This window comes from Paenibacillus sp. TSA_86.1 (assembly GCF_052691815.1).
Genome location: NZ_JBQZGE010000018.1, coordinates 15,646 through 34,134, shown reverse-complemented (window position 1 = coordinate 34,134; position 18,489 = coordinate 15,646). Strand labels below are relative to the sequence as shown.

At 46.7% G+C, this 18,489-nt stretch carries 17 protein-coding genes; 16 read left to right on the top strand and 1 reads right to left on the bottom strand.

The annotated features are described in order from the left end of the window. Positions 1-12: 12 nt before the first annotated feature. From ACUTVW_RS23890 to ACUTVW_RS23835, 12 genes are all read left to right on the top strand, one after another. A complete protein-coding gene (locus ACUTVW_RS23890; RefSeq protein WP_445648112.1) occupies positions 13-1,110 on the top strand; it encodes a Gfo/Idh/MocA family protein in 1,098 nt (365 codons plus the stop codon). A gap of 229 nt (positions 1,111-1,339) precedes the next feature. Next, positions 1,340-2,053, top strand: coding sequence for a glycosyltransferase (locus ACUTVW_RS23885; RefSeq protein ID WP_445648056.1), 714 nt, complete (start codon positions 1,340-1,342; stop codon positions 2,051-2,053). A 272-nt stretch (positions 2,054-2,325) separates the two neighbouring features. Then, a complete protein-coding gene (locus ACUTVW_RS23880; RefSeq protein WP_445648055.1) occupies positions 2,326-3,078 on the top strand; it encodes a FadR/GntR family transcriptional regulator in 753 nt (250 codons plus the stop codon). Next, positions 3,075-4,286, top strand: coding sequence for a M20 metallopeptidase family protein (locus tag ACUTVW_RS23875; protein WP_445648054.1), 1,212 nt, complete (start codon positions 3,075-3,077; stop codon positions 4,284-4,286). Before ACUTVW_RS23880 ends, ACUTVW_RS23875 begins: the two co-directional genes overlap by 4 nt. Beyond that, entirely contained in the window at positions 4,283-5,854 is a 1,572-nt protein-coding gene (locus tag ACUTVW_RS23870; protein ID WP_445648053.1) for an ABC transporter substrate-binding protein, read from the top strand. Before ACUTVW_RS23875 ends, ACUTVW_RS23870 begins: the two co-directional genes overlap by 4 nt. 106 nt (positions 5,855-5,960) lie before the next feature. Next, on the top strand, positions 5,961-6,878 hold the full coding sequence (locus ACUTVW_RS23865; protein ID WP_445648052.1) for an ABC transporter permease: 918 nt from the start codon (positions 5,961-5,963) through the stop codon (positions 6,876-6,878). Between the two features lie 15 nt (positions 6,879-6,893). Then, positions 6,894-7,826, top strand: a complete 933-nt coding sequence (locus tag ACUTVW_RS23860; protein ID WP_445648051.1) for an ABC transporter permease — start codon at positions 6,894-6,896, stop codon at positions 7,824-7,826. 18 nt (positions 7,827-7,844) lie between these two features. Further along, complete coding sequence (locus tag ACUTVW_RS23855; RefSeq protein WP_445648050.1) at positions 7,845-9,983, top strand: S9 family peptidase; 2,139 nt, start codon at positions 7,845-7,847, stop codon at positions 9,981-9,983. 204 nt (positions 9,984-10,187) lie between these two features. Beyond that, entirely contained in the window at positions 10,188-10,550 is a 363-nt protein-coding gene (locus ACUTVW_RS23850) for an Asp23/Gls24 family envelope stress response protein (RefSeq protein WP_445648049.1), read from the top strand. 74 nt (positions 10,551-10,624) lie between these two features. Beyond that, entirely contained in the window at positions 10,625-11,233 is a 609-nt protein-coding gene (locus ACUTVW_RS23845) for a GNAT family N-acetyltransferase (protein WP_445648048.1), read from the top strand. Between the two features lie 103 nt (positions 11,234-11,336). After that, positions 11,337-11,942: a pentapeptide repeat-containing protein gene (locus ACUTVW_RS23840; RefSeq protein ID WP_445648047.1), complete on the top strand. Its 606-nt coding sequence runs from the start codon at positions 11,337-11,339 to the stop codon at positions 11,940-11,942. Positions 11,943-12,007: 65 nt separating this feature from the next. Continuing rightward, positions 12,008-12,574: a TetR/AcrR family transcriptional regulator gene (locus ACUTVW_RS23835; protein WP_445648046.1), complete on the top strand. Its 567-nt coding sequence runs from the start codon at positions 12,008-12,010 to the stop codon at positions 12,572-12,574. Between the two features lie 137 nt (positions 12,575-12,711). Here the strand turns inward: ACUTVW_RS23835 and dapA are convergent, their stop codons facing one another. Next, positions 12,712-13,581: a 4-hydroxy-tetrahydrodipicolinate synthase gene (gene dapA / locus ACUTVW_RS23830; protein ID WP_445648045.1), complete on the bottom strand. Its 870-nt coding sequence runs from the start codon at positions 13,579-13,581 to the stop codon at positions 12,712-12,714. Positions 13,582-13,703: 122 nt separating this feature from the next. Here dapA and ACUTVW_RS23825 point away from each other — a divergent pair, with 122 nt between their 5' ends. The 4 genes from ACUTVW_RS23825 to ACUTVW_RS23810 all read left to right on the top strand — a co-directional run bounded on the left by ACUTVW_RS23825 (position 13,704) and on the right by ACUTVW_RS23810 (position 18,478). Beyond that, complete coding sequence (locus ACUTVW_RS23825) at positions 13,704-14,615, top strand: LysR family transcriptional regulator (RefSeq protein WP_445648044.1); 912 nt, start codon at positions 13,704-13,706, stop codon at positions 14,613-14,615. Positions 14,616-14,914: 299 nt separating this feature from the next. Continuing rightward, positions 14,915-16,069 (top strand): glycosyltransferase family 2 protein, encoded by a 1,155-nt coding sequence (locus tag ACUTVW_RS23820; RefSeq protein ID WP_445648043.1) that lies wholly within the window; start codon positions 14,915-14,917, stop codon positions 16,067-16,069. Between the two features lie 47 nt (positions 16,070-16,116). Then, positions 16,117-17,412, top strand: coding sequence for an aminotransferase class III-fold pyridoxal phosphate-dependent enzyme (locus tag ACUTVW_RS23815; RefSeq protein ID WP_445648042.1), 1,296 nt, complete (start codon positions 16,117-16,119; stop codon positions 17,410-17,412). 34 nt (positions 17,413-17,446) lie between these two features. Beyond that, positions 17,447-18,478 carry a zinc-dependent alcohol dehydrogenase gene (locus tag ACUTVW_RS23810; RefSeq protein WP_445648041.1) on the top strand — a complete coding sequence of 344 codons (1,032 nt, stop codon included), beginning with the start codon at positions 17,447-17,449 and terminating at the stop codon, positions 18,476-18,478. The last annotated feature ends 11 nt before the right edge of the window (positions 18,479-18,489 follow it).

Here is an 18,489-nt window from a genome sequence, read left to right as displayed (position 1 = left end):
GGGTGACTTATGATGAGCAAAGTGTATCGTATTGGAATTATTGGCTGTGGCGGGATCGCAAACGGCAAACATCTGCCAAGTCTGAGTAAATTGAAGAATGTTGAACTCGCTGCCTTCTGTGATATTGTGGAAGAGAGTGCTACTGAGGCGAAGAAAAAGTACGGCACAGCTGATGCCAAGGTGTATACGGATTACCAGGAGTTGCTAAAGGATGAGTCGCTGGATATTGTGCATGTACTTACACCGAATGTTTCCCACGCGGAGATTTCGATTGCTGCGCTGGAGGCAGGTAAACATGTCATGTGTGAAAAACCGATGGCGAAGACCGCGGCAGAAGCACAGCTTATGTTGGAAGCCGCAGAACGTACGGGGAAAAAACTGACCATCGGATACAATAACCGTTTCCGTCAGGACAGTATGGTTCTGAAGCAGTTATGCGAGGCTGGGGAGCTGGGATCGATTTATTTTGCCAAAGCCCATGCGATTCGCAGAAGAGCCGTTCCGACTTGGGGTGTCTTTCTGGATGAAGAGAAACAAGGCGGCGGACCGCTTATTGATATTGGAACACATGCACTGGATCTGACGTTATGGATGATGGATAATTATCAGCCAAAGGTCGTGCTCGGTACGACGCATCACGAGCTCTCCCAGAGAGAAAATGCAGCGAATGCGTGGGGACCGTGGGACCCTAAGAAGTTCTCGGTTGAGGATTCAGCCTTTGGTATGATTGTTATGGAAAACGGGGCAACGATCATGCTGGAATCCAGCTGGGCGCTGAACTCGCTTGATGTGGATGAGGCTAAATGTAGTTTGAGTGGCACCGAGGCAGGTGCTGACATGAAAAATGGACTGCGTATTAACGGCGAGAAGTTCAGCCGCCTATATACTAGTGAGATTGAACTCAGCTCGGGCGGCGTGGACTTCTATGAAGGACAGTCCGAGAATGCACCGGATGTGGAGATGCGCAAATGGATTGAAGCGATTGATCAGGATCTGGAGCCTGTAGTTACACCGAAACAGGCACTGGTCGTATCGCAAATTTTGGAAGCTGTCTATGAGTCGGCACGAACAGGAAAAGCTATTTATTTTAACAATAACGCAGAATGTTAAATAAATATTAACTTTTTTGGGATGCCATTGCCCTCGTTGTGCTACAAAGCAATAAGTAATAAAAGCTATGAGTAATAAGTAATATGAAAGAGTTGTTCTCCGAAACCTTTGTCCGTTTATCCGGGCAGAGGTTTTTTGTGTTATTTTTCAGGACTAGAGGGAGCAGTCTATACCTGGTAAGAATCAAGCACATAGGATGACAGAAAATGAGCTGAAAAGAGGGGATGTTTTGACCAGGCATCATACTTCTCCGGGAGTATCCATCGTTGTGTGCACCAATCGTCCGCAATTTCTCGATAACATCCTGCAAAATTACAATCGTCAGCGTTACAAAGGAAAGGAACTGATTATCATTCTGAATCTGGATAGCATGAACATGCGTTTGGTTCGGAAAAAAGTACAGAAATACGCCAATGTCCACGTATACCGCGTACCTGAGCGGGTATCACTCGGGCAGTGTCTGAATGCCGGAATAACGAGAGCCCGCTTTTCACTCCTTGCGAAGATGGATGATGATGATTACTACTCTCCTTACTATCTGGAAGAACAAGTCCATGCACTCCGGCGGACTGGAAGTGATATTGTGGGCAAACACTCCTGTTTGGTTTATCTGGAAGCATCCCGATCATTGTTGGTAAGATCACCGGGCGAGAGCAATAAACCAGTGGAATTTATTCAGGGAGGCACGTTGCTGTTCAGGAAAAAGGTATTAAAAAGAGTTCGCTTCACCGATCGTTCTGTTGGAGAAGATGTCACGTTTCTTAGACAATGCAGAAAGAGAGGCTACAAAACGTATGCAACCTCACCTTACAACTATGTATATCTTCGCAGGCAAAACAAGGCAAGTCATACCTGGAGAGCGGAGGATCAATTCTATTTCGAAGGAAGCGAGCGCCTGGCTGTAACCCGGAATTTCAGATCTTTTGCCAATAAAGAGCTATAGAAGATTGGCAATTAGGGGAGAAAGAGTTTCCTATTCGTTCTCGTTTGCAGAAAAAAAATGATAGGTGCATATTCTCAACTTAAAGAGGTTCTGACTCGTGGCAGAGCCTCTTTTTTTCTGTTGGTCAAGTTAATCTTCATCAAGAGATGGTAATTTTGAGATGATGAATAAAATAAATGTTGGATTTTATCAAAAAAAGTATTGCATATCAGTTTAGTCGGAATTATATTAATGGTATAAGGTCTAGACCATATACAGATCGGAGTGTTTAGATGTCTAATCCATTCTCCTTTCATTTCGAAAAAGTATCGACTAAAAAGGTTAGTGAATTTATTCGGGAGCAGCTGGAGGAAGCCATTATTTTAAAAGAGTTGATGAGTGAGGAGCAGCTTCCGGCTGAACGGGATTTAGCCGAGATGTTCGATGTAAGCCGGATTACGGTTCGTGAAGCACTCTCCGCACTGGAAGATAAAGGACTGATTGAAAAAAGGGTTGGAGCCAAAGGTGGAACCTTCGTCCTTCCACTGACAGCCAACTCGCATAAACGTACGAGAGAAGAGATCAAACGCGGCTGGGCTCAGATGCTCAAAGTGTTTGAATATCGGACGATTATTGAGCCGGAAGCGGCTTTTCTGGCTGCTGAGCGGATCACCGCAGGTGAGCTGGTACTTCTTCATAACTACATGGAGCAGAGCATCGAGCCGGATTGTACCAGGGAGTGGTTCAGAGCACTGGATGTGAAATTCCATCTGACCATAGCCAAAGCTTCTGGTAATCCATACTGTGAAAGAGCGGTCAGACAAATTCGAACGAAGATTAATCCGGCACTCGATCTAATGCCTTACGATGAACGAATCCGTTCCGTGAACTATGAGGTACATATGGAGATTCTTGAAGCGCTGAAGTCACGAGACAGCATAAGATCCAGAGATACGATGAAAAGACATATCGAGTTCTCGGCCGATGCCATCTATGCACGGCTGGTGCCTGAAGCAGAAGTACACGAAAGGAATGACAGCCAATGAAACAATCCGATTTAATACAGCTGGCTCAGCCATTACAAGCCAAGTTAAGTGCCTGGCGCAGAGACTTGCATCGCCATCCGGAGATCGGTTATGAGGAGCACCGTACTTCTACTATTGTAGCTGATCATCTGGAAGCCCTCGGACTTGAGGTTACCCGCCATGTTGGACAGACCGGAGTCATCGGACTGCTTCGTGGAGAGAAAGATGGCCCTACCTTTGCACTTCGGGCTGACATGGACGCCTTGCCTATTGAGGACCAGAAAACGGTCGAATATCGTTCAACGGTGAAGGGAAAAGCTCATCTCTGTGGTCATGATGCTCACACATCCATCTTGATGGGGGCAGCTGAACTGCTCACAGGGCTTGGCAGACCCAAGTCGGGCAACATCAAGTTCATCTTTCAACCTGCTGAAGAAGGACTTGCCGGAGCAAGAGCCATGATCCAGGATGGGGTGCTGGAGAATCCAAAGGTGGATGCGATTGCGGGTCTTCACATGACGCCTAGTCAGGATACGGGAACAGTGGGGGTGAGCCAGGGGGTTGCTTTTGCGTCAGCTGATCCACTCGTCATCAAGATTCATGGTCAGGGAGGTCACGCGGCTCGACCGCATGAAGGGATTGATGCCATTGCCGTATCGGCTCAGGTAATTACTGCATTGCAGAATGTAGCCAGCCGCATGGTTGACCCGCTTGAACCGGTCGTTGTCACGATTGGTAAAATCACCGGAGGTTACATGGGAACCGCTATTGCACCTGAAGTGGAGATGATCGGAACGGTTCGCACCTTGTCTCCTGCTGTGCGTGAACGGATGCCAGCCCTGATCCAGCAAGTGGTGAGTGGGGTGTGCAGTTCATTCGGAGCCAAATGTGAGGTCGTCTATGGTGACGGTTATCCGGTCGTCGTGAATGATCTTGGTATGGTTGATCTGCTGACTGAAGTCTGTGATGAGGTTAATGCGCAGAAGGGGTGGAGTTATATCAAACCGTCTACGGGCGGGGAAGATTTTGCTTTTTATTGCGAACATGTACCTGGTGTGTTTTTCCGGTTAGGATCAGGAAATGAAGAGGAGCATACGCGATATCCGCTTCATCATCCGAGATTTGATCTTGACGAAACGGTCATGCCTTATGGCGTAGGCCTGTTGTCAGCAATTGCACTTGAATTTTTGGCTAGGAATACAACTTCCAAGGGGGAAGAATCACAATGAAAAAGACACAATGGACAGGCTTGTGGATTACTTTGCTGGCAATCGTGATGGTATTGAGTGCTTGTGGCGGAGGCAGTAAAGGTACGACGAACAATACAACAGCTGAGGGAGGCGGCAGTGAAAGTGCAGCTGCCAGTGGCACGTTAACGATTGCGGCGGCAACGGATATTGAAAGCTTTGATCCACATAACAATAACAATACAGCCAGTGAAGCTGTGCTTGTGAACGTGTTTGATTATTTGATCAAAAACGACAGCCAGCAGAAAAAGGTGCCTGCGCTCGCTACTTCATGGGAGCAAGTGAATGATACAACATGGAGATTCAAGCTGCGTGAAGGCGTAACGTTCCACAATGGTGATCCCTTCACATCCGCTGATGTAAAGTTTACGCTGGAACGTGTAGCTAAAGATAATACGCTGAAACAAAATAGTTATTTCAAAAACATCGTTGAAGTTAAAGCGGCGGATGAGCATACGGTAGATATCATTACCGATGGACCAGATCCGTTGTTGCTTAATCGTTTGTCCAAAATGGGTGCTGGCATCCTGCCAGCAAAATATATTGCAGACAAGGGTATGGATGCATTCCTGAAAGAGCCAGTGGGTACTGGCGCATACAAGTTCAGCAAATGGACGAAAGACGACAGAATTGAACTCGTGAAAAATGAAAAATATTTTGGCGGTGAGCCGAAGTGGAATGAAGTGGTGTTCCGTGTGATCCCAGAAGCTTCCACGCGTGTCTCCGAATTGCTTGCGGGCGGAGTTGATGTTGCTGCAGCAATCCCGCCTACGGACATTGCACGTGTTGAAGGCGAAGCAGACAAAAAGATAGTCAAAGCACCAATTCAGCGTGTTCTCCAATTGATCTTCCGTCAGACTGAGGGCAGCATCACAGCTGATCCCAAGGTGCGTGAGGCGATTGATCTGGCGATCGACAAACAAGGTATTGTAGATAGCATTGCCGGCGGAGCGGGCATTGTTACACGTACATCTGTTACACCAGGCAACTTCGGTGCAGACCCGTCACTGTATAAAAAATCGTTGTACGATGCGGAGAAAGCAAAGCAACTCCTGAAAGAAGCTGGTTACGCTGAGGGGAAAGCAGAGATGACCATTTCGGTCTCTTCCCAGTACAAGGAACAGGCTGAAGTTGTTGCAGCGATGCTGGATCAGGCCGGATTCAAAATTAATCTGGACGTACTGGAGCCAAGTGCATTCAGCGAGCGTTACAGTTCCAAATCATTCAAAGAAATTTTCATGATTGGTATTGGTAATTCCCTGTTTGATGCTTCGAACAACTATAACCGTTATATGGTGGAAGAAGCCAAAGGGGAATCGGACTACAACAATCCGGAAGTGGAGAAGCTGCTGCAATCTGCACTTGTGAACATGAACCCAGAGTCTCGTGAAAAAGAATACCAGCAAGTACAGCAGATTTTTGCTGAAGAACGCCCGGCCGTATATTTGTATCAGATGGAAGGCGTGTACGGAACCAATGACAAAGTGAACTTTGCACCACGCAGTGATGAGATGTTCTACGCGGACGAGATTACACCTGCTGCAAAGTAAAATCAAGCTTATAACCACCTGTCATTGCATCAGTAAGTCGGAACGGCAGGGACTGAATGAACATGTTCCTGCCGTTCTTTTTTTGGGAATAGGAGGTGAGCCGGGAGTGGGCAAATACGTATTTAAATCCTTACTGCAGGTCATTCCGGTCCTGTTTATTGTGTCATTAATCGTATTTATTCTGGTTCGGGTAACGGGTGATCCTGTTGCTTTGATGTTACCTGAAACCGCTACGGCAGAAGACCGGGCTGTGTTAACGCAGGCATTGGGGCTGGATCAGCCTCTGTACACACAGTATGTGAAATTTTTGGGCAATGCGATACAGGGGGATTTCGGACAATCCTTCCGTTACGGGCAACCTGCACTGGAACTGGTGCTGGAGCGATTGCCAGCCAGTTTTGAACTGGCTGTAGCTGCAATGTTGTTTGCGATATTGATGGCAGTGCCTCTGGGAGTGATCTCGGCAGTGAAAAGGAATACGTTTACCGATCTGCTCATCTCAGGTATTTCGGTAATCGGGAAGGCAATGCCGAACTTCTGGATGGGTATTATGCTGATCCTGCTGTTCTCGGTTATACTGGGCGTTTTGCCCGTTTCGGGTCGGGGAGGGTTATCACATCTGATTCTGCCTGCATTTACGCTGGGTGTAGGACTTGCTGCACAGATGACAAGGCTGATCCGGTCCAGCATGCTCGAGATTCTGAATCAAGATTATATTCGTACGGCTCGCAGCAAAGGTCTCGGACGGATGACGGTAATTGCAAGACATGCGTTCCGCAACGGATTAATTCCGGTGGTGACGATCATGAGTCTTCAGTTCACCAGTCTGATCGGGGGTACCTTGATTACAGAAACGGTATTCTCTTGGCCCGGTTTGGGGCAACTGCTGGTTGTGGCCGTAAATACGCATGATATGGCGATTGTACAAGCAGCTGTGTTTGTGATTGCATTTATTGTGGTGGTTGTAAATATTCTAACGGACGTGTCTTACAGACTGCTGGACCCACGTATCAAATATGACTAGAAGGAGGTGCGATCGATGAGAGACGGCAGTGAACCATCTGTTCTGGTTACAGAACAGGATCACAACAGACAGCGCACGATTGCCGGAATTCAGTCCATCTGGCAACAGCTAATCATCAGCAAGACCGGTTTATTCGGTGCAGTGCTTGTATTGGTTGTTGTCCTGATTGCTATAGCCGCACCTCTGTTAACGAGTCATGATCCGGCACAAGTGAATCCGCTGAATCGTCTCAAACCCCCTGCATGGCTTGAAGGTGGAACGGCTGAGTACTGGCTGGGAACCGACAACCTCGGCAGAGATATGTGGAGCCGTATCGTGTATGGGGCACGCGTATCCTTGATTGTAGGGATGGGGGCGGTCATTGTCTCGGGTATTCTTGGAGCAATTCTGGGACTGATATCGGGATTCTACGGAAAATGGCTGGATGCCGTTATTATGCGTGTGGGCGATGCGTTTATGGCTATTCCGACGATACTTTTCATGCTTGTTGTCATGGCTATTGTTGGTCCGGGTATGACTACACTGATCTTGGTGATCGGTGTAACGAACTGGGTTCCATTCACCCGTGTAGTTCGAAGTGAAGTGCTCAGCATCAAAGAACGTGATTTCGTGTTTGCAGCTAGGTCTATCGGTGCCAAAAACGGACGTCTGATTATCAAACATATTTTGCCTAACGTAATATCGTCGTTTATTGTTATCTGCGGTATGAATGTAGGCACAACGATCATCATGGAAGCTTCGCTGAGTTTCCTGGGACTGGGGATCAAACCGCCGGATGTATCGTGGGGAGGCATGTTGAGCGATGGACGACAGTATGTAGCCACGAGCTGGTGGGTTGCGACATTTCCGGGTCTTGCGATTACGTTTACCGTGCTCGGTGTTATTTTCCTTGGTGATTGGTTACGGGATGTGCTTGATCCTCGCACGGAGTCAACTCAAAAATCATGACGGAAGGGAGATATGGATATGAAAAAAAGCCAGATTACACCGGAGGATCTTGTTCACTATCGCTGGATCAGTCAGCCGGTGGTCAGTGCAACCGGACAGGTTGCATACGTTGAACAGACAGTGGATCAGATGAAGAACGAATATAACACACAGATTCGAGGAATCTCGCTTGATGGTACAGAAGATGTAGCGCTGACGGATGGCACAAAAGATACCTCGCCAGCATGGTCACCGGACGGCAGCAAGTTGACGTTTATTCGCCAAGCTCAGGCTGGTAAAGGACTATGGTTCGTTCGGGCGGAAGGGGCGCAACCGGACATGCTCATATCTCCTGAACGTAAAATTGTGAGTTACGTCTGGTCACCCGATGGGAAATATATAGCGTTTACCAGTAAAGTAGAGCCTGATCCCACTCCGTTGAGTACTGTTCCATCCGGGACTGATCAGTCGGCGAAAGAGGTAAATGTGGGACCGTCCGCTCAGCAGGCACCTTCAGTGCGTGGCAAAGTCTATGAGCGTACTACGCCAAAAGCCGAGGGTGCAGGGTGGTGGGATGGTCAGTACAGTCATCTGTTTCTATACGAGATCAAGAGTGGACACATACAACAGATAACGTCCGGACTGTGGAATATTACTACACCAGTCTGGTCACCGGACAGCCTGAATCTTGCATTTATTTCTAAACAAGTACAGGAGGAAGGAGTCGATCCGGATTTACTTCATCACACGGACGTCTATATGGTCAGTGTTGAGTCGGGGACAGGAGAAGTCGAAGAACCTTTCAAAGTAACGGACTCCACTCTCCAGATCAGCCAGTTCTCTTTTACAGCTGATGGTAAGCAACTCATCCTGATTGCCAGTGATCGTGAACATGGAAGCGGGAGTCATCATCAGCTCTTTACCCTTCCAGTGCAGCGGGGGATACCCAGGCTATTCGCACCTGAATTAGATATGCAGATCGGCAATGCTGCGCTGGGAGATATGAAGTCGGCAAGTGCTTCTCCTTCGCCAATCATTAGTCGCTCATTTCCACATCAGGGAGTATTTGTTCTGGGAACGCATCATGGAAATGTGGATGTCTACCGGATTCGGACGGACGGCAGCTACGAAGTCATCACCCCTGCAGGCGAGAAAGATGTGTATCAATATACAATCTCAGTGGATGAGCAAACGTTGGTTGTAGCTGCTTTGACGGATAATCGTCCGGGAGAGCTGTACACCGTAGAGATGAGAAGCGGTAAAATGACTAGACTCACTCGTCGCAATGATGAATTTATGGCTAAACGGATTGTAAACGTGCCGACAAGAGTTGAATTCACTTCATCGGACGGCTGGTTGATTCAAGGCTGGCTAGCGATTCCCGATGTTATGCAAGACACAAATGCGGCTGAAACTAAGGTTGCTACATCCGAGTGGTCACCATCTGCATCTACAAGCCAAGGTTTAGATGCATCAGAGGCTCACCGTAAGCTGCCGTTAATACTACAGATTCATGGTGGTCCTCATGCGATGTATACCGGAACATTCAGTCATGAGATGCAGACAATTCTTGCCGAAGGTTATGCAGTATTATGGGTTAATCCCCGTGGCAGCATGGGATATGGACAGGGATTCGCAAGAGCTTGTCGTGGAGACTTCGCAGGCGGTGATTATCGGGATCTGATGGAAGCTGTGGATTATGTGCTGTCAACGTATTCGACCCTGGATGCATCCCGCTTGGGTGTTGCAGGCGGCAGTTACGGGGGTGTCATGACCAACTGGATTGTCGCTCACAACAATCGTTTCAAAGCTGCTGTGACGCAGCGCTGTATCTCTAACTGGCTATCCATGTACGGCACAAGTGACATCGGTATTTCTTATGTGGAGGGTGTGATTGGAGGCAATCCGGCGGAGCATGCTGCATATCTCTGGTCCCGTTCTCCACTCGCTCATGCGCACCACATCGAAACACCGCTGCTTATCATGCATGGCGAACATGATTATCGGACGCCGATTGCACAGGCAGAGGAGTTGTATACCACGCTGAAGCGTTATGGTAAAACAGCCAAGCTGATTCGTTACCCGGGCTCCAACCACTCCCTGCTCAAAAGTGGTAAACCTTCTCTTCGAGTAGACAGCTTCGCACAGGTAAATGCCTGGTTTAACGAGTATTTATAACTGATTAGACGAAGAACTAATTCGGGGAGATAACCTCTAATATAAACTTCTAACATAGAAGAAAGCCTCATATGAAAGAAGACGAAAACCGCGATTCATGCGGTTTTTTTTGTTATATACAGTAAAAGTTGAATTTGGCTTTCGGATGATATATATTTTAATTAAATGATAGTTAAGTCTATCAAAAATGATGGAGGCGATCATATGATGATCAAACAAACAATAGGCCATGTCCAAATATCGGATAATGTCATCTCCAAAATGGTCGGTAAAATAACGGGGGCTACCCGCGAGATTTCTTCCATGTCGGCTGGATTGGTTGAAAGTGTTAGCAAAATATGGAGTGGTCGAAGCCTGCAAAACGGCATTACGATTCGCAGAGTAGACAATAGCGTGGAGATCAACGTCAAAATTATCGTTCGTTATGGCAGTAAAGTACACGAAGTCTGTAGAGAGCTGCAACATAAGGTCATTGATCAGGTTGAACATCTTACAGGATTATCGATTCAAGCAGTGAACGTTTTTGTGGATGGTATGGCATCCGAACCTCATCCGTCCAAGCTTTAGAGCGCGATAACAAGAGACCAAAACAAGAAACCATAACAAGCGAATATAAAAAACAAAGATTGGGAGTGACACTTATGAGCCAAATATCCATTGTAAAAGCAAAGCCTCAAACCGCCGTTGGAGGAAAATTAACAGAGATGGCGCTGGACTATATGAAGTATTCTCTGGCTGGTTCCAGAGAACCCGCAGTTATAGATAACACATTTCAGAGGCTATGGAAGGCACGCAATAATCGTTTTAGTCACGAGTATGCTTATGAAGCGGTGCGGGAGGGGAAAACACTTGGTATGATCATGTGTTATCCGACGACGCTGATGAACAAGCTGGCATGGACGACGTTCTTACAGCTGTTGGATATACGTAAATGGAAGCTGATCGGATACAACATGCGGAACTGGAAAGAGTTTTATACGATGGTGACGTTAAAAGAGGCAGAGAATGATGAATATCATATCGGGATCATTGCGGCTTTACCCGAAAGCAGGGGGCTTGGGATCGGAACAGAGTTGATCGGACATGTGGAGAAGCAGGCCGTCCGGCAAGGATATTTCAAATCTTCGTTAACGGTCAGACAGGAGAATGTGGGTGCGATCAAGCTTTATGAACGTCTGGGATACAACAAGGTAGGAAAGATCGACAAACCAGCCGTATCTATGTACAGAATGTCAAAAGTACTTGTCTAATTCGGTCGTATCCATATGGTATAGTAGAAATAGATAGTTATTAAAATAGGTTATTGGTCAAAAATGACTGCGACGTTAGACGATACCAAACGAGGTGTAAGGAATGTATCAATATAAGGATCAGGAATATGAGGGTGTTCACTTTGAGGGACGTGATCTGCGTTACGGCGAGTTAATTCGTTGTGTGTTCAAGCGCTGCACGTTCATGAACGCTTCCATGGAAGAGATCGAAACGAGCCATTGCCGTTTCATTGAATGTGATTTCAAGGGAGCATTGATGAATGGATCCATGCACACGGAGTCTGCGTTTGAAAACTGCCTGTTTGGTGGTGCAAACTTGTTTGCCTCCAAGTTTACGGCCTGCAAAATGACGGGATCGGATTTCTCCGGTGCCCAGATGGATGGCATTACTCTTGTAAAAGGAGACTGGTCTTATACCAATCTGAGACATACGCGTCTCGGAAAACAGGATTTGCGTGGTATTCGATTTTTTGAAGCCGATCTAACCGAGTGTGATTTATCCAAAGCTGACCTGCGTGATTGTGATCTCACGAGAGTATCCATGAGCAAGGTGAAGCTACAGGGAGCTGATCTGCGGGGTGCCATTTTAGACGGAATTGATCTGAAATCTTTGGATTTAAAAGGGGTACGTATGGATCGTGAACAGGCCGTTCTGATTGCACGCTCCTTCGGAGCCAAGGTGGATTAGTTCGCTCGAATAATTTACGTTCTATTGGAATGGAATACAATTTTGGTTCCGAGGTGTCGTTTGTGATGAAAAATGAGAAGTTAACGTTCAAGCAAAATCGAATGTTTACCATTCTGGACGAAGCAACGAAGCTGCTTATAGAGAAGCCGAATGCGTCGATGAACGACATTGCTGAAGCTGCAAATATCGGAATTGCAACGTTACATCGCTATGTGGAGAGTCGTGAGCAACTGATGATTCATCTGGCTTTGCGTGCGATTGAGGTTGTTAACGAGACGTTGCAGCATGTGAAGCTTGATGAGGAGCGAGTCGAACAGTATATTCCGGAGCTGATTGAAGCGCTGATTCCACTGGGTGATAAGATATACTTTCTGGCTCATGATGCAACCGTCAATTATAACGCCGAGATTGAAGGAGCAGATCAGAAGCTGAGAGAACCGGTGCTACATGCCATTGGTGTGCTTCAGGAGAAAGGATTTTTCCGTTCGGATGTGAACAAAACATGGATTGTGGAGGTTCTGTATTCCATCGTCTTTCTGACATGGCAGCAAGTGATCAGTGGTAATATTGCCAGAAATGCGGCACCTGCGCTTGTAGTGGATACATTCTATCACGGTTTTGTTGCGAGATGATCTAAAAAGGAACATATCAACAGCAAGAATTTCTACGTTGTTACTTGAATGGATTGTTAAAAAAGTGAACAGCAAAAGCCGCAGAAGAAACTGCGGCTTTTTATTATTTCACCTATACCTATACTAAAGAACAATCCTTACAGTGCAATTTTTGCTTTTAACTGTTCGGATGCTGGCATCAAAGGCAGACGCAGCTGAGAAGAAGCGATAATGCCTTGCTGAGCAAGCAGATGTTTCAGCATAGCTGGAGCAGGCTCCTCAAATAGATGTTTAATAAACGGAACGAGCTGTGTGTAGAGACGATGAGAATCTTCTTTTTCACCCGCAACAAAACGGTTATATACTTCCAGGAAACGCTCTGGATTGATACTTGCCGATGCCATCATACCGCCAGCTGCACCTTTCGTTAACATATCGTAGAAGAATGTATCATCTCCGCACAAAATGGGCTTGGAGCCGCAACGTACCAGTTCGGTCATGAGGTCGAGGTTATTTGTACTATCTTTAAGGCCAATAACGCCATCGATGTTCATAATTTTCTTCATCATCTCTATGGAAACTCTAACCCCTGTACGGGCTGGAATTTCGTATACCATCACCGGGATGCCTACCCCGGCTGCCATGCGGAAGTGCTCATAAATGCCCTCTTCCGTTGGTCTGTTATAGTATGGAGTAACGACAAGAACAGCGTCAGCGCCGAGTGCTACGGCTTTCTTCGTTCTCGCTACCGTTGAAGCGGTGTCATTCGTTCCAGTTCCAACCATAATGGGTACGGACGAGTTAATGCTGCTCAGTGTTTCTTTCGCGGCTTTCACAAGCTGTTCCACTTCATCCCATGTCACGGTAGGTGATTCTCCTGTCGTACCATTAATCACCAAGCCATGAATACCGCTGTTTGCCATAACTTTGATGTAATTTTGGAACGAAGGAAGATCAAGTTCGCGCTCCTGGGTAAAAGGTGTGATTACAGGTATATAAATGCCTTGAATTTGTTGTTCGGTTAACATCGTATAACCCCCAAATGTATGTTGGAATTCCATTTCATTCACTTTACCATGGGAAAAGGTATCATAGTTAGCTATAATAGATGATGGGTGTTATCAATAATATTGATGATGTGAGGGAGTACATGATGGATTTAAACTATTTTCAAACCTTTCGCGAGGTTGCTTTGCGACAAAGCTTTACGAAAGCGGCCGAAGAACTTGGCTACGCACAGTCCAGTGTCACAACCCAGATTCAAAAGCTGGAGAAAATCTATCAGGTCAAGCTGTTTGAACGATTTAATAACAATAAAATTCGGCTGACTTCGGCCGGAGAAGAACTGTTCAAGCTTTCCGGACAGTTGCTAGAAATATTTGAACATTCGCAAGAGAAGCTGACCAAGCAGGGCGGGGGTTCACTTACCATCGCAACGATGGATTCGCTTGCGTCTTACTATCTGCCTGTGCCCATTCAGACCACACGGAAACAATATCCCGAGCTTGGGATTCGGCTGCAGACGGATCGAGAAGATCTGATTTTGCAAAAAGTAAGAGAAGGCGAAGCGGATGTCGGTCTTATTCTTGCGAATGCTTCACCCGAGTCGGGATTACAATGGATCACCATTCGGGAGGAGCCGCTGGTGCTCATCGTGAACTCGGATCATCCACTTACGGCTAGGTCCGAGGTTGCACTCCGTGATCTGGCGGACGAGGAATGGATCATGCCGGAGGATTCGTGCAATTACAGACAACTGCTGGAGAAGGTGCTCAGAACCAATGGAATCCCCTATAAAGTGGGATTGGAGCTTGGCAGCCCTGAAGCGATTAAACGTAGTATTATGGCTGGCCCAGGTATCTCGCTTTTGCCACGCATGATTGCCATGGATGAGATCCAGAGACAGAAGCTCACGGTGTTACCATTAGTTCATACGGACTTTACACTCGAAATTCAACTCGTTATTCATGCCCGGAAGTGGATCTCTCATGCGCTGCAGCAATTCATTACAAATCTCGGTGCGAAAGAATCCGATTGGCTGACAGCGAGAGTGGAAAGCTAATCTAGGAAAAGAATAGATATTACGGAGTAACTCTTGATAGGTCTGCCGCATGAGATGTGGAGCCCAATCAAGAGTTTTTTTGATGTATATCAAGATTCAGATCTTGATAGTGTTCAGAATTTAGGATTTAAAACTTCCAATAAATGATATAAATTTCTATTATATTCAAATTATCACCAAATTAAGACCAACTTTTTGGATGAAGGAGGCTAAAGGGGAAGCGTTAGTTATATCACTGCTTATGTCTATGTCCTGTACGTTTTCGTCTCATGATTATGCACTTTATTAGGAGGGATCTTATGCTTTACACGATTATTGTACCCGTCAATCAGGACTACAACATTCTGAACCTCTTTACTGATTCGCTGCTTCGGACCGTTAGTCCGTCAACTCAGATTATTTTCATCAACGATGGTTCCGGATCAGCGGTCTTCCAGCATCTGGACAGACTGAAACAAGACGTTAGAGAAGATGTAACGATTGAGATTCTTCAGCATGATTTTCCACTTGGCTGTGCTGTATCCATTAATCATGCTCTGAGTCGTGCTGAGGGAGAATATATCTTCTTCCTGGATTCTGACACTATTCTACAGCCAAATTGGCAATCCATGATGAAAGAAACGCTGGACACTGACATTACGATTGGCATGATCGGTGGGGTCCTGTTATATCCGCAGACTGGTGGTGTGCAGCATTGTGGTATCGCGTTTGCTGACACGATTGGACGACATTTGTTCCTGAACGCCTCCCCGGATGATATCCCGAAACAGACCTTCTCAGTGCAGCTTGTTGTGTTTGCAATGTTTGGTATGAAGCGGGAGGTGTATGAGACGATTGGCAATCTCGATGAGAAATTTTTCAACGGATATGAAGATTTTGATTATCAGATGCGTGCCAGAGCGGCGGGGTATGATACGGTCATTAACCCCAACATACAGGCATATCACTGGGAACGAAGCAGCGGCATTCATCGCAACTTCAACCGTAAGAACAATCTGGCACGATTCTGGAAAAAATGGGGCAGTCAGATCGAAGCTGACGTATGGCCCTTCGTATTCAGCCATCTAAAAGAACAGTTGCAACATCAACGCGAATATGAACATCTACCGATGATCGGCATCGATCTTGCTGAAGTGCGTAGTGACGCGGATACATTCTGGGCCAAGCTCGAAGAGACGGGAATTGCTCCACTTGCCGAAGTGCGTGACTACTCCAACCGTTTTAACTCCAATGGAGCGATCTGGTTGCCTCAAGTGTTAGGCAAGGAGCTGATTCATAGCGAAAACAGGTTGCTTTTCCTGGTGGACAACTTCGCCCGTTTGCTAGAGAACCGTTATTGGATTGAGATGAGACATGCCCACCGGGACAAAGATCTAATCATTGACCTGTACGGCAATGTGATTACGATGGATCGAATCTATGATGGATGCTGGCCGGGGACCAAAGTGCGATGAGTTAAGCGGCGACATACCACAATCAAGCAAAAGGGAGGCACCTCAAAATGAGCGATCAAAAGAACACGTTGGATCGTGCCGCAAGGTTTACCCAGAATCTGGAGTGGTTGGAAAAAGTCAAAAAGGTGATTCCAAGTGGATGCAGCACATTAGCCAAAGCTCCAGAGCGTTTGTTCCCTGGACACACCCCCGTCTGTTGTACGGAGGCACATCATTCCCGATTTACGGACATTGACGGTAATGAATGGCTGGATTGTGAGATGGCGATGGGTACAGTTCCTTGGGGTCATGCCAGACGTGAAATTCAGCTTACCGTGATTCATCAGTTGAAAAAAGGAACGGGCTTTTCGCTTCCAGCGGATATTGAACTGGAATGTGCCGAGTTAATTGTGGAACGGTTTGAGGGGCGTTATCCGTCCCTTCGTTTCACCAAAAGCGGCGCAGATGCGGTAAGTGGCGCGGTGCGGCTGGCCCGTGCGGGAAGCGGTAAAAGTAAGGTGATTGCAACGGCATATCATGGATGGCACGACTGGTCTGCGTACGGTTATTACGGTAGTCAGACGAAAGAACGTGGTATTCCGGTTGAGATTGAGCGTTCCACGGTCTGGATCAACAAGCCTTCCTATACACATATCCAGGAACAAATTTCTGCTCTGGAGGATATCGCTTGTATCGTCTTGTGCCCGAACGAGTGGAAGAAGGATGAACTTGAGAAGGTGGTAACGTTATGTCGTTCCTTGGAGATCATTATTATCTTCGACGAGGTCACTTCGGGAATACGAATGGGCAAGCAAGCAACTGCGGGCGAATATGGTATCTGGCCGGACTTGCTCTGCATTTCGAAGGGGATGGCCAATGGGCTTCCACTTGCAGCAGTATTGGGTCCAGAACACCTGATGTCTCTTGCTGGACAAGTTCGGTTTAGCAATGCTCATTCCAGTGAGACAACAGCCCTCGCGGCCGCTATTGCTTGTGAAAGGTTGATGAAAAAGGCAAAAGTGTGGCCGACATGGCGAGAACCTGCAACCCGGATCATGAAACAACTGGAATCCGAACTTGTACTATTAGGTCTTACCGAGCAGTTAGCTCTAAAAGGGACCTATGCAAGTTTTTACATTCACTCCATCGAAGAACACAACTTTCAGACCGACCCGTTCCGTGAATTTGTTGTGAAAAGAATGGCTCATTATGGCATCTTCACCAAAGGTTACTTTATCTTCTCCGATACCCACACACGGGAGGAATTGATCTGGGTGGAGGAGGCGCTACTTCAGATTTTGTCTGATTGGAAAGAGAACCAGAAGCATCTGAAATATGCCAATCTGGAATTTTCTGAACAATAAATTGAAATTACCTAATAAACCAGGAGGTTTTTCTATGAAAGCACTCGTATATCAGGATTTAAAACAGGTGGAACTGCAGGAGATTGAGGAGCCTGGCATTCAGAAGGCAAATCAGGTCAAAGTGAAAATCTACGGATCAGGTATCTGCGGCACGGATCTGAACATTGTCAAAGGTAAAGTACCTGCTAACAAAGGCACGGTTATCGGTCATGAAGGCGTAGGAACCGTTGTTGAGGTGGGAGAGGAAGTACGCGGCATTCATGTAGGAGACCGGGTTCTCGTTGACCCGACCCAATCCTGCGGTTACTGCTCTTATTGTCGTGAAGGTTTGTTCATCTACTGCGAGAATTTCGATGATTATCAGGTAGGGATGACCACACATGGGACTTTTGCCGAATATTTTGTCGGAGACGAAAAATATATCTATCCCATCCCGGATTCCATGAGCTGGGAAACGGCAATGATGATTGAACCCTTGGGTTGTGTGCTGCAAACTTTCATGAAAGCAGGCGTGAAGCCCAGTGATTCTGTGCTCGTACTTGGTTCAGGTGCCATTGGTTCACTGTGCCAGCTTGTGAGTAAACGATTGGCAAGACTCACAGTGGGTACGGAAATTGACCCTTACCGCAAACAATTTGCAGAAGGTATCGCGGATCATGTGTACTACCCACAGGATCTAACACTGGAGAAAGTATACGAAATCAACAATAACAAAAAGTTTGACATTATCGTGGATGCTGTCGGGAATCAGCTTCATGTCGGACTTGAGCTGATTGCCAAAGGCGGACGGATTATCCCCATGGGATATGACGACAGCTACGAAGTAACTTTTAAATCAACCCATGTCATTAACGATGGAATCAGTATCATTGGTGCAGTAGCTGTACACTCCATGATTAGCACAGCGCTGAAATTCGCACAGAGCATTCCTGAACTGGAGCAGATGGTAACGGCCAAAGAATATTTGACGGATTATGAGCAGGCATTCAATGGCACGATCGGTTATGACCTGCGTAGCGGTGAAAAGCTGCCAATGAATTCGGTGAAAACGGCTCTGATCCTGTAAGGTTGTGGAGA